Here is an 11,755-nt window from a genome sequence, read left to right as displayed (position 1 = left end):
GTAATGGCTGGCTTTTCAGTGAATACCAATGTCGGCGCGATGATTGCGCTGCAGAACCTGAACAAGACCAACAATTCCCTCGAGATGACTCAGAACCGTATCAACACGGGCCTGAAAGTCTCCAGCGCCAAGGATAACGGCGCCATCTTCGCGATCGCCCAGACGATGCGGGCCGAAGTCGCCGGCATCAACGGCGTCAAGACCGCCCTCGACAACGCCGTCTCGGCGGTGGACGTGGCCCTCTCGGCCGGTTCGGGCATCGGCGACCTGCTCATCGAGATGAAGGAAAAAGCGGTTCTCGCCGCCGATTCCGGCCTCACGACGGCGCAGCGCACGGCCCTGGACAACGACTTCCAGGCCCTCAAGACCCAGGTCACCACGATCGTGTCGAACGCCGAGTTCAACGGCATCAACATGATCAAGGCTTCGGGCGACGACGTCGTCTCGATCGCCAACTCCTCGGGCACCAACACGATCACGGTCGCCGCGCAGGATCTGTCTCTGGCCGGCCTCAGCATCTCGGCCAACGACCTGACGACCGGGACCAACGCCTCGACCGCCATCACCGCGGTCGATGCAGCGCTCACCACACTGAACAGCTCGCTCGGCCAGCTCGGCACCGGCGCCAAGGCGCTCTCGGTCCATTCGAGCTTCGTCGGCGAACTGAAGGACTCGCTGGAACGCGGTGTGGGCAACCTGGTCGACGCCGACCTCGCCGTGGAAAGCGCCCGACTTCAGTCCTTGCAGGTCAAGCAGCAGCTCGGCCTCCAGGCGCTGTCGATCGCCAACTCGGCCCCGCAGACGCTTCTCGGCCTCTTCCGTTAATGGCCGTCGGGGAATGGCGCCCACCAGCGCCATTCCCCGGTCAGCGTTCGCACGATGAATCAACCCCGGTAACTGGAGAGTGAGCGGTCGAGTGAGCAAGTGACCGTTCGAATGGTCGATATGTTTATGGACGAAACGTCATGAATATATCCGCATTACCAGGACTGGCGCAGACCCGCGGCGTCGGCGAGGTGAAAGCCACCGCCGAGACGCGTCCCGCAAAGAAGGAAAGCGAGACCGTCGAGCCGATTGTCAAGCGCGAGGAAGAAGCGGACGTCAAGGACGAACGCAAGAGCCTCCGCGAGATTCTGGAAACGACACTGAACAGCGCGGTGCAGTTACCCGATTATCCCAATGCCCGCTTTGCTGTCGATTTCCACAAGGAGTCCAACAACTTCGTCTACCTCCTCGTGAACAACGAGGACGGCGAGGTGATCAAGCAGTTCCCGAGCGAAGAGGCGCTGAAACGTATCGCCTACTTCCGGGGATTGTCCGGGCTCTCTGTTGACAAGCAGGTCTGAAGGCCAGGAACGGAAACGCCGCTGAAGCCTGCCTCGCCTCGGGAACGAGGGACGCGGGATGGCCAATCCGCCGGACCGAAAGTTCAAATTTTAGCCGAATTCATGACGAATGCAGTCGCCACCGGTTCAACCGGCGACAGCGCGGGGAGAAGGATCGAGATGCGCAGGATCAGCAGGATTGTCGGTGGTATCGCCCTCGCCGTCGGGATCGCCACCGGGGCCCAGGCGGGCGTCATCTTCTCCGACAATTTCGATGGCGTGGCCGACGGCAACGAAGGCAGGTCGCGGATGTCCGACCTGAACTGGCTGGGCGACGACAACTGGTCCATTTTCGACGGCACGGTCGATATCGTCTACAACAGCGATTACTCGATCAACTGCCTCGGCGACGACGGCAATTGCGTCGACCTCGACGGCTCGACCGGCAAGGCCGGCGGCCTCCAGACCGCGGCCCTGGCGCTCGCGCCGGGCAGTTACACGCTCGAGTTCTGGCTCTCGGGAAACCAGCGGACGCGAAGCGGCGACAAGGTCATCGTCGCGCTCGGCGATCTCTTCAGCAAGGAGATCGAGGTCGAGGGCAACCAGAGCTGGACCCGGTACAGTTTCGAGATCACCGTCACCGACGCGACCTCGGCATCGCTCCGCATCTCCGGCGTCGGCGGCGACAATATCGGCGCCCTGCTCGATCAGGTCAGCCTGTCGACGGAAGTGCCGGAACCGCCGTTCCTCATCCTCTTCATGCTCGGTATCGGGCTTCTCGTGTTCGCCGTGCGGCGGCGCCGGATCGTGTAGTTCAGTGGTTCCTCTCTCAAGGTCTTGACGGACCGACTTGTTACCCACTTCAAGGCCCGCCATTCCGGCGGGTCTTTTTTTGTGTCGAGGCCGTCCGCGCGGTGTGAGGGGGTCATTTCGCCCCGGCCAGCCAGGCAGGGATTGCCGGGCAGGTCATGTTCCGTTGCTGCCGGCGGGCTCGGGAATTTGATTTACATAAATAATATCAATGAGTTATGGGAAAGTCCCGATTGGCACGGTGATTGCTTTCTGTGGGGCAGGGCAAAACGCCCGATAGCAGAACGCTAATCAAGCCTAGGAGAACCCTGACCATGATGTCCGTCAACACCAACGTCGGCGCGATGATCGCGCTCCAGAACCTGAACAAGACCAACAACGCGCTTGAGATGACCCAGAACCGCATCAACACGGGTTTCAAGGTGTCGACCGCCAAGGATAACGGCGCGGTCTTCGCTATTGCCCAGACGATGCGGTCGGAAGTGGCCGGTATTCGCTCGGTGAAGACTGCCCTCGAGAATGGCGTCTCCTCCGTCGATGTCGCGCTTTCCGCTGGCTCGGGCATCGCCGGTCTGTTGATCGAGATGAAGGAAAAGGCGGTTCTCGCCGCCGATTCCGGTCTCACGACGGATCAGCGTACCGCCCTGGACAACGACTTCCAGGCCCTGAAGACGCAGATCACCACGATCGTGAACAATGCCGAGTTCAACGGCATCAACATGATCAAGGCGAGTGGTGACGATGTGGTGACGATTGCCAACTCCGACGGCACCAACACCATCACCGTCGCCGCGCAGGATCTGTCTCTGGCCGGTCTGAGCATCACGTCGAACGACCTGACGACGGGGACCAATGCGTCGACCGCCATCACCGCGGTCGATGCGGCGATCACGAGCCTGAATACCAGCCTCGGATCGCTGGGCACCGGCGCGAAGGCGCTCGAGGTCCATTCCTCCTTCGTCACGGAGCTGCAGGACTCGCTCGATCGCGGTATCGGCAACCTGGTCGATGCCGATCTTGCGGTCGAAAGTGCGAAACTGCAGTCACTGCAGGTCAAGCAGCAGCTCGGCCTCCAGGCGCTGTCGATTGCGAACCAGGCCCCGCAGTCGATCCTCAGCCTGTTCAGGTAAGCACTTCCCGTGGGGCCGGCTGCGGCCGGCCCCACCGCTTTTCCTCGATCCGGGAATCTGATCGCCACCCGTGCCACGCGCGGGTGCATCCGTCTGTGCCCGACCGCAGGGTGCCGCGCGAGGCGCGCACGCCCGGGCAATTCCTGCAGGGCACACCGGGCCGGATCCGGCAATTGCCGCCGACCCGGCACGGCTCGGTCCGGAAGAAGATAAAAAAGAAAAATAAAATCAGATAGTTATGGACAATTTCGAACTGGCACGACGATTGCTAAGTAGTTGAGGAGAATATCCGGCCGAATGCCGGCAACGTGAGTTCGAGGAGAAGATCGATGGCCGTTTCGATGTCCGTGAACACCAATATCGGTGCGATGACCGCGCTGCAGAATCTCAACAAGACAGCGCAGGACCTTGCCCAGAACCAGAACCGGATCAACACCGGTCTGAAGATCTCGGGTCCCCAGGACAATGCCTCCATTTTCGCGATCGCGCAGAACATGCGCGGATCCGTCGGAGGTCTGCATTCCGTTTCGACGGCGCTCTCGAACGCGGTCAGCGCGGTCGATGTAGCGATCGCCGGCGGGCGGGCGATCTCGGACATCCTGATCGAGATGAAGGAAAAGGCCGTGCTCGCCGCCGACAACGGCATGGACACGGTCTCCAAGACCCTGCTGGATGCCGATTTCCAGGCGCTGATGCAGCAGATCACCACGATCGTCACCAATGCCGAGTTCAACGGCCTGAACATCATCAAGGCGAACGGCGACGATGTCGTCTCGATCGCCAACGAGGACGGCACCAATACCATCACGGTGGCCGCGCAGGACCTGTCGGTGGGCGCGACCGGTCTCAATATCTCGGGTGAGGGGCTGACGACGACGACAGACGCCCAGGCCGCGGTCACCGCGATCGAGAACGCGATCCTGACGGTCAACCAGCGCCTCGGCGTGCTCGGCACCGGTTCGAAGAGCCTCGAGATCCACAACAATTTCGTCAGCAAGCTGATCGACAGCCTGGATGCAGGCATCGGCAACCTGGTCGATGCGGACATGGCGGTCGAAAGCGCCAAGCTGCAGTCGCTGCAGGTCAAGCAGCAGCTCGGCGTGCAGGCGCTCTCTATCGCCAACTCGGCGCCGCAGTCGATCCTCAGCCTGTTCCGGAGCTGAGCTCCGCCTGACAGACCATCACGAACTCACGAACTGGGGGCCGCCCGCGGGCGGCCCCTTTTTCGTGCCCGGAATCCGCGACCATCTCTCCGGGCCATGGTCGATCGCTTGGCCGGGGCGACGGAGAGCCGTCCTGGCCGATGCGCCGGCAGGCGGTCGGGCCACGGGGATATGCGCCGCGGTGTCCGCCGGAACGCAGGCGAGAGGGGTGCCGCCGACCGCGTGTCCGCCGGCTTCCCGGGGCGCCCGTCGGCATCAATGCGGCAGACAGGACCGGCGCGGCTCGGGCAGGCCCGGGAGAGCGCAGGCAGGGCCGGTCGACGCCGGGATGGAATGGCCTGCGTGCCGGCTCGGTTGGTACCGTCCCGCACGAAAAAGGCCCGCGACGGGCGCGGGCCTTTCCGGTCTTCGAAGGTCCGCCGGCGGATGCCGCCAGCGGGTCGGGGTCGTCAGATGACCCGGTTCAGGGCGATCGAGGTGGCGGCACTGGTCTGCCGCGCCGCGACGCCGGCCGGCCGAAGATGGGCATTGGCGCCATAGCCCGGCGCCGGACGGGACTGCTTCTCGACTTCCGCCGAGATCGACTTGACGATCCCCTCGGTTACCGACTTTACCGTCGAGAGTTTGCGGAAATGCTCGTCCAGGCTCTCGTGGAAGCTCCGGCTCGCGGTTTTCAGGGCCTCGACGGCGCGCGCGTCGCTCGCCTTCCGGAAGGCGTCGGGAGAGGCGGCGATCAGGCGCATCTGCTGATTGTAGATCGCGACCAGCCGGTTCTTCTCCTGCGCCGTTTCCTGCAGGGCCCGAGGCTTGCGGGCATCGAGCTGCCGGTTCTCCTGCTCGAGGATGTCGGTCAGCTTGGCGAGCAGGGACTGCAGTTCGCCCGGACTGAGAAGGCCCGCATTATGGCCGCCGTTCTGTTCGTTCATCGATGGATCTCCTGTAGCGCAAGAATCTCGCGGTGGACGGCGTCGCTGATCCCGAGGCCGCCGGCCCGGCTCAATGTCTTGGAATATTCCTCGGTCAGCAGCGAGCGGAACATCTCCTCGCCGTGGCCGCCGCCGAAGGGACCGTCGGTCTCGATCCCGGCCCACATCGACTTCAGCATCTCGGTGAGGAAGACCGCCTCGAAGTCCTTCGCCGCGTCGAGGGCGCGATCCGGCAGCTCGGTCTGGCCGGGGCGCGGGTGGGCGAGCGCCTTCCGCAGCGTGGCCGCGGTCGGCATCGTCGATGAGTCCAGCATGTCGCTCTGCATCGGATCGGATCCTACATCAGTTCGATTTCGGCCTGCAGCGCGCCTGCGGCCTTGATCGCCTGCAGGATCGCGATCATGTCGCGCGGACCGATGCCGAGGGCGTTCAGGCCGTCGACCAGGTCCTGCAGGCTGACACCCTGCTGCAGCACGGCGAGCCGCTTGTCCTTGTCCTCGTCGATCGTGACGTCGGTGCGCGGCACGACGACGGTCTCGCCATTCTCGGAGAACGGCGCCGGCTGCGAGACTTGCGGCGTTTCGGTGACGCGGACGGTGAGATTGCCCTGGGCGATCGCGACGGTATCGACGCGCACATTCTGGCCGATGACGATGACGCCGGACTGTTCGTCGATGATGACGCGGGCGATCTGGTCAGGCTCGACGCGCAGCTGCTCGATGTCGGTGATCAGCGAGACCCGGTCGACTCCGGCGCCGGACGGCATGGCGACGGCGATAGTGGACGGATCGAGCGCGCGCGCCGCGTTGTTGCCGAAATAGGCATTGACCGCGCCGGCGACCCGTCGCGATGTGGTCAGGTCGGGATTGCGCAGCATGATGTGAATGGTGTCGAGCGAGGCGAGCTCGAAGGCGACCTCGCGCTCGACGATGGCGCCGTTCGCGATCCGGCCCGACGTCGGCACGCCCTTGGTGACCGTTTCCGCGGCACCGCCGGCGGAGAAGCCGGCGACCGTCACCGACCCCTGGGCGACCGCGTAGACCTCGCCGTCGGCACCGAGCAGCGGGGTCACCAGCAGCGTCCCGCCGAGCAGGTTCGAGGCATCGCCGAGGGCGCTTACCGTGATGTCGATGCGGCCGCCCTGGCGCGCGAAGGCGGGCAGGGTGGCGGTCACCATGACGGCGGCGGAATTCTCGGTCTTCAGGTTCTGGTCGCGGGTGTTGACGCCGAGCCGTTCCAGCATCGCTTCCAGGCTCTGGCGGGTGAAGGGCGAATTGTTGAGCGTGTCGCCAGTGCCGTTCAGGCCGACGACGAGGCCGTAGCCGACCAGCATGTTGTCCCGGATACCCTCGAATTCGGCGATATCCTTGATCCGCGACGTGGCGCCCGCGCCGGTCGCCGGCACCAGAAGGGCGACGAAGACGCAGAGCGATGCGACGAGGCGGAGAAAACGGCCGCCGTCGTGCATCAGGGTCGGGGTTTTCCGGGAGAAGGTCATTCTGGCCATCCAACACAAGAATAGAACTCGCCGTGTCCGTAGCGAATATCGTGCCAGATCGGCGATACCCGGAAACCCCGCGATCCTGCGGTTTCTCCGCCGTCCCGGTGGGCGCCCCGGAGGCGCCGGGCGGAAATTGCCGGGTCGGGGGCATTCTTTGCCCTGTTGCCCGATATACTTAACCGGCCATTAAGCTGTTGCCTGCAGACTGCACCCTGTCGAAGTGGAGGAATGAGGCGTCATGCGTATTACCGGACCGCGGAGCACGCGATCCAGCCCGGCGGGCTCGAAAGAGCGCGCCGGGGGTGTGTCCGGCGCAAAATTCTCGATCCCGGAAGGGCCAAAGGAGACGGCGGCCACATGGAGTTCCGCACCGGTCGGGCAGATCGCGACCCTGAGCGGCATCCTGGCCGCGCAGGAAGTCGACGAGGACGGCCGCCGCGGTCAGCGGGAACAGGTCGAGCGCGCCGAGGATCTGCTCGGTGAGCTGGAGCAGCTTCGACACGACATGCTGCTCGGCAGGGTGCCCGAACGCCGGCTGCTGGCGCTGCAGGAGCGTCTGAAGAACAGGGCGGGGGCCGCGGCCGATCCTCGCCTCGCAGTGATCGTCAGCGAGATTGAAATTAGGGTAGCAGTCGAATTGGCGAAGCTAGGATATTGATTTTACGCGCCAAAATGCAGTTGTAAAAATATATCGGCATGCTCGACCAGAATTCTTGCGGCTGACGCACAGCCTCTATATATTCCGCGCTCACTCTTTCGCGAAACACGGTGGAGTTGCGTTATGGGAACTCACATCACTGCAGACTATCGTCCGTCAGATGATGAACCGTTTATGAATCCGCAGCAGCTCGCCTATTTCCGTCGGAAACTGGAGCGCTGGCGCAAGGAGATCCTCGACGAGGCGAACGAGACGCTTCGGAGCCTTCAGCAGGATACCGCGCAAGTGCCAGATATCGCGGACAGGGCCTCCACGGAGACGGAACGGGCGTTGGAACTGCGTACCCGCGATCGCCAGCGCAAGCTGATCAGCAAGATCGACGCGGCGCTCAGGCGGATCGAGGACGGAACCTACGGCTATTGCGAGGAAACCGGCGAGCCGATTTCCCTGAAGCGGCTGGAGGCCAGGCCGGTCGCCACGCTGAGCATTGAGGCCCAGGAGCGGCACGAGCGCCGCGAGCGGCTCTATCGGGACGACTAGCGGGCGGCGGATGATCGCCGTCGCAGGTGCTTTCCGGACGACATGATCCTGAAAAGGCTGAGGGCCGGTGCATTTTGCACCGGCCCTTTCGCTGTGTGCCTTGGCGTGGCACACGACGCGGTTATTCGGGGTGCCCCGGCGACCCGCCGGCGGCGGACGCCATCAGAACGGGAAGATGATGTCGTAGAGCTGCTGGCCGTAGCGGGCCTGCTGGACGTCCGAGATGTGGCCGCGGCCACCGTAGGCGATGCGGGCCTCGGCGATCTGGGCGCTGTTGACCGTGTTGAGCGAGGAGATGTCCTCCGGGCGCACCACGCCGGTGACCTGGAGTTCGCGGACCTCGTAGTTGACGCGCATTTCCTGCCGGCCGGTGATCACGAAGTTGCCGTTCGGCAGGACCTGGGTGATGATCGCGGCAAGCTTCAGGTTGATCTTCTCCGCCCGGTCGACGGTACCGCTGCCGGTCGCCGACGAATTCGCCCCGAGATTGACCAGGTTGGTCGGATCGACGGCGTTCGGCAGCAGGCGGGCAAGCTGCGTCTCGAGACCCAGCAGGTTGGTCAGGTTCGCGTCCTCGCCGCTGGCACGGGTGCGGCTGGTCGTGTTGTCGAGCGAGGCGGAATCCTCGATCGTCACGTTGATGGTCAGGATATCGCCGACCCGGGATGCCCGCTGGTCCTTGAAGAAGGCGCGCGAGCCCGGCCGCCAGAGCGAGTTGGCCTGGTGCACCATCGGCTCCGGCTTCGGCATCGGCAACGCCACCGGCTTGTAGTTGCGCTGCTGGACCGGGTTCTCGATCGGGGAAAGCGGCGGCTCCTCGCCGATCGAAGCGATCCGGCTGTAGGCGTTGCAGCCTGCGAGCGCGGTCAGGAGAATTGCCGAGAGGGCGAGGCGGGCAAGGCCCGAGCGGGCTTTCGCGGTCTGGTACATGTTACTGCTCCTGCTCAGCGGGCGTCAGCGAGGACGCGGCGCTGAAGGTCGACGGTCACGATACGCGGACCCTCGACGGTGGCCTGAATGGTCTTGCGGCTCTGCTGGTTGACGACCCGGATGATGTCGCCGGCAGCGCCCGACTCCTGGGCAATGCCGCTCGCGGTCAGCGAGAGGGAACCCGAGCGCAGGCGGATCGACACGAGTTCGCCCTTGGTCACCAGCTTGGGGGTCGTCAGGTCGCCGACGCGGACCGGCTGGCCGGCCCGGATCGGGCGCTTGACGGCCATCCCGACCAGGGTGTCGGACTCGAGCACGGTATTGCGGCGAACCGTCGACTCGCGCACCGCGACCAGGCGCACGTCATCGGCCGCGATCACCTCGCCCGGCGACAGCTGCCGGGCCAGGACGGGCACCTCGACGCTCTTGAAGACCCGGCCGGAAACGCGCAGGCGCTGGCCGCCCTCGCCGGTCGCCGGGGCGACGATCAGGGCCTGGAACTGGCCGCGATGGGCATCGTAGACGAGGTCGCGGACGGCAACCGTCGGCATCTCGTCGCTGGCGACATAGAGCGAGAAGTTGCGCAGCGAAAGCTGGATGTCGAACGACCCGTCGTGCCCCTGCTGCTCGATCGCGTAGCGGATCTCGTCGACGATCGCCTCGCTCGACACCAGGTTGCCGGCCCGTCGCACGACGACGCGCCGCAGGTCGGGCGACGGTCGCCAGGCGAGATTGTTGCGGTGCAGGTAGCTGACCAGGCTGGACGGCCGGAAGACGACCGTCTCGCCGGGCCGGGGGGCGCCGGACAGGATCAGCTTTTCCGCCGCGCCCGCGCCGTCGAAGACATCGCCGACGCGGATCTGGTTGCCGTCCACGACCGCGTCGTGGCGAAGCGTGACCACGGTCTCCGCGGTCGCCTCGGCGGTGAAGACGCCGAGTGCCAGGCCGAGCGCCAGAACGAATGTTGCGATACGCATGATCAATCCTTTCGGCCGCTTAGCGGAGACGGCTGACTTCGGCCATCATCTCGTCGGCGGTGGTGATGACCTTGGAGTTCATCTCGTAGGCGCGCTGCGCGGCGATCAGGGTGGTGATCTCCTGGACCGCGTTCACGTTCGAGGTCTCGAGGTAGCCCTGGACCACCGTGCCGTAGCCCGGCGCGCCTGGCACGCCGGTCGTCGCGGTGCCCGAGGCGGGGGTCTCGAGATAGAGGTTGTCGCCGATCGACTCGAGGCCGGAATCGTTGAAGAAGATCGCCAGGTCGAGCTGGCCGACGGTCTGCGGCGACACCTGGCCGGCGAGCTTCACCTGGACCTCGCCAGTCGGGTTGATGGTGACGTCGATGGCATCCTGCGGGATCGTGATGCCCGGCTGCACGGTATAGCCGTCGAGAGTCACGAGCTCGCCCGTGGCGCTGACCTGGAAGGCCCCGTCGCGGGTGTAGGCCTCGCTGCCGTCCGGCATCTGGACCCGGAAATAGCCCGAACCCTGGATCGCCAGGTCGTACTTGTTCTCGGTCAGCTGCAGGTTGCCCTGCTCGTCGATGCGATAGACCGAGCCCGGCTTGACGCCGACGCCGATCTGGATGCCGGAGGGGACGATCGTCCCGGCGTCGGACGAGGACGAGCCGACCCTCTTCAGGTTCTGGTAGAGCAGATCCTGGAAGGCGACGCGCTGGCGCTTGAAGCCGGTCGTCGACATGTTGGCGATGTTGTTCGAGATCACCTCGACATTCAGCTGCTGGGCTTCCATGCCGCTGGCGGCGGTACCGAGTGCAGTCATGACGGGTTCCTTGCGTTAGGGGTCAGCCGAACCGCGCCAGCCGTTCGACGGCGCGGGTCTGCAATTCGTTGTTGGCGTCGAGAAGCCGCTGCAGCGACTGGTAGCTGCGCAGCACATCCATCATCCGGGTCATTTCTTGCAGGCCCTGGACGTTCGAGCTTTCCAGCCAGCCCTGCAGGACCTCGGTCCCTTCGGCTGGCTCCGGCACCTGGTCGCCGGCGGCATAGAGGCCGGTACCGACCGGCTTCAGCGCCTGTTCGTTGGCGAAGGTGACCAGGTCGATACGGCCGAGCGGCCCGAAACCGTTGGAAACCGAACCGTCCGTCGCGATCACCGGCCGTCCGCCCTGCGGATCGAGGAAGATCGGGCTGCCGCCGCTGTCCAGGATCGGGTGGTTGTCGCCGGTCACCAGGTTGCCGGCATCGTCCACATGAAGCTGGCCGACCCGGGTATAGCGGTCGCCGCCCGGGGTCTGCACGACCATGTAGCCGTTGCCACGGAGGGCGACGTCGAGCGTATTGCCGGTTTCGCGCAGCGCGCCTTCGCCGACATTGCGCAGCACGCCGTAGTCCTGCACGAACGATGCCTTCTCACCGACGGCGGTGTCGACGAGATATTCCTCGAACAGGACCGTCTCGCTCTTGAACGCCGTGGTGTTCATGTTCGCGATATTGTTGGCGATGATGTCCAGCTCGCGCCGCATCGCCATTTGCTTCGATAGTCCGATATAAACCGCGTTTTCCATCTGCCTGCCTTTCTGGCCGCTGCTGGCCCCGACGTATCTGCATGCGCCGTGCCAATCGCCGTTCCCAGAAAACCGTGAATGAAATCAATCAATTAATGGATCTCGCCCAGTCGGCGGATCAGGATCTCGCCGGCTTCGGCCCGGCAGAAGCTGCCGCCGGGGACAATCTTTCCGGGCCGGCGTCCAAGTGGGCCCCGGGCAACGAGTTGTTAACCACGGCCCCATAGAGTGTTTCGAGGAACCGA

General features: G+C 64.6%; 15 protein-coding genes. 8 read left to right on the top strand and 7 right to left on the bottom strand.

Annotated features, from left to right (window positions below):
- Nucleotides 1-3: 3 nt before the first annotated feature.
- The 5 genes from OCH7691_RS21310 (at nt 4) to OCH7691_RS21290 (ending at nt 4,428) form a co-directional block, all read left to right on the top strand.
- Nucleotides 4-825 carry a flagellin gene (locus OCH7691_RS21310; protein ID WP_085885641.1) on the top strand — a complete coding sequence of 274 codons (822 nt, stop codon included), beginning with the start codon at nt 4-6 and terminating at the stop codon, nt 823-825.
- A 140-nt stretch (nt 826-965) separates the two neighbouring features.
- Entirely contained in the window at nt 966-1,346 is a 381-nt protein-coding gene (locus OCH7691_RS21305) for a flagellar protein FlaG (RefSeq protein WP_085885640.1), read from the top strand.
- A gap of 159 nt (nt 1,347-1,505) precedes the next feature.
- Complete coding sequence (locus tag OCH7691_RS21300; protein WP_176245198.1) at nt 1,506-2,138, top strand: PEP-CTERM sorting domain-containing protein; 633 nt, start codon at nt 1,506-1,508, stop codon at nt 2,136-2,138.
- Nucleotides 2,139-2,449: 311 nt separating this feature from the next.
- Complete coding sequence (locus tag OCH7691_RS21295) at nt 2,450-3,265, top strand: flagellin (RefSeq protein WP_085885638.1); 816 nt, start codon at nt 2,450-2,452, stop codon at nt 3,263-3,265.
- 329 nt (nt 3,266-3,594) lie between these two features.
- Nucleotides 3,595-4,428: a flagellin gene (locus OCH7691_RS21290; RefSeq protein WP_176245197.1), complete on the top strand. Its 834-nt coding sequence runs from the start codon at nt 3,595-3,597 to the stop codon at nt 4,426-4,428.
- A gap of 449 nt (nt 4,429-4,877) precedes the next feature.
- On the opposite strand, the gene OCH7691_RS21285 is transcribed toward OCH7691_RS21290, so the two are convergent.
- The 3 genes from OCH7691_RS21285 to OCH7691_RS21275 are packed head-to-tail and all read right to left on the bottom strand — an operon-like array spanning nt 4,878 to nt 6,852.
- Nucleotides 4,878-5,354, bottom strand: coding sequence for a hypothetical protein (locus OCH7691_RS21285; RefSeq protein WP_085885637.1), 477 nt, complete (start codon nt 5,352-5,354; stop codon nt 4,878-4,880).
- Nucleotides 5,351-5,680 (bottom strand): rod-binding protein, encoded by a 330-nt coding sequence (locus OCH7691_RS21280; RefSeq protein WP_217808188.1) that lies wholly within the window; start codon nt 5,678-5,680, stop codon nt 5,351-5,353. The genes OCH7691_RS21285 and OCH7691_RS21280 overlap by 4 nt, the downstream gene beginning before the upstream one ends.
- Before the next feature lie 11 nt (nt 5,681-5,691).
- Nucleotides 5,692-6,852 carry a flagellar basal body P-ring protein FlgI gene (locus tag OCH7691_RS21275; protein ID WP_085885636.1) on the bottom strand — a complete coding sequence of 387 codons (1,161 nt, stop codon included), beginning with the start codon at nt 6,850-6,852 and terminating at the stop codon, nt 5,692-5,694.
- A 241-nt stretch (nt 6,853-7,093) separates the two neighbouring features.
- Here OCH7691_RS21275 and OCH7691_RS21270 point away from each other — a divergent pair, with 241 nt between their 5' ends.
- Both OCH7691_RS21270 and dksA read left to right on the top strand, forming a co-directional pair.
- Nucleotides 7,094-7,513: a flagellar assembly protein FliX gene (locus OCH7691_RS21270; RefSeq protein WP_085885635.1), complete on the top strand. Its 420-nt coding sequence runs from the start codon at nt 7,094-7,096 to the stop codon at nt 7,511-7,513.
- Nucleotides 7,514-7,636: 123 nt separating this feature from the next.
- On the top strand, nt 7,637-8,053 hold the full coding sequence (dksA, locus tag OCH7691_RS21265) for an RNA polymerase-binding protein DksA (RefSeq protein ID WP_085885634.1): 417 nt from the start codon (nt 7,637-7,639) through the stop codon (nt 8,051-8,053).
- Between the two features lie 162 nt (nt 8,054-8,215).
- Here the strand turns inward: dksA and flgH are convergent, their stop codons facing one another.
- The 4 genes from flgH to flgF are packed head-to-tail and all read right to left on the bottom strand — an operon-like array spanning nt 8,216 to nt 11,510.
- Nucleotides 8,216-8,983, bottom strand: coding sequence for a flagellar basal body L-ring protein FlgH (gene flgH / locus OCH7691_RS21260; RefSeq protein WP_085885633.1), 768 nt, complete (start codon nt 8,981-8,983; stop codon nt 8,216-8,218).
- 14 nt (nt 8,984-8,997) lie between these two features.
- Nucleotides 8,998-9,960 carry a flagellar basal body P-ring formation chaperone FlgA gene (gene flgA / locus OCH7691_RS21255; RefSeq protein ID WP_085885632.1) on the bottom strand — a complete coding sequence of 321 codons (963 nt, stop codon included), beginning with the start codon at nt 9,958-9,960 and terminating at the stop codon, nt 8,998-9,000.
- 19 nt (nt 9,961-9,979) lie between these two features.
- Complete coding sequence (gene flgG / locus OCH7691_RS21250; RefSeq protein ID WP_085885631.1) at nt 9,980-10,765, bottom strand: flagellar basal-body rod protein FlgG; 786 nt, start codon at nt 10,763-10,765, stop codon at nt 9,980-9,982.
- Between the two features lie 22 nt (nt 10,766-10,787).
- Nucleotides 10,788-11,510 (bottom strand): flagellar basal-body rod protein FlgF, encoded by a 723-nt coding sequence (gene flgF, locus OCH7691_RS21245; RefSeq protein ID WP_085885630.1) that lies wholly within the window; start codon nt 11,508-11,510, stop codon nt 10,788-10,790.
- A gap of 41 nt (nt 11,511-11,551) precedes the next feature.
- On the opposite strand from flgF, the gene OCH7691_RS23085 reads away from it, so the two are divergent.
- A complete protein-coding gene (locus OCH7691_RS23085) occupies nt 11,552-11,737 on the top strand; it encodes a hypothetical protein (RefSeq protein ID WP_139839839.1) in 186 nt (61 codons plus the stop codon).
- The last annotated feature ends 18 nt before the right edge of the window (nt 11,738-11,755 follow it).

Origin of the sequence: Oceanibacterium hippocampi, from assembly GCF_900172325.1 — a bacterium.
In the GTDB taxonomy this organism is placed as follows: Bacteria; Pseudomonadota; Alphaproteobacteria; order Sneathiellales; family Sneathiellaceae; genus Oceanibacterium; species Oceanibacterium hippocampi.
The sequence above is the reverse complement of the archived record's forward strand: the minus strand, read 5'-3'. Positions and strand labels throughout refer to the sequence as shown.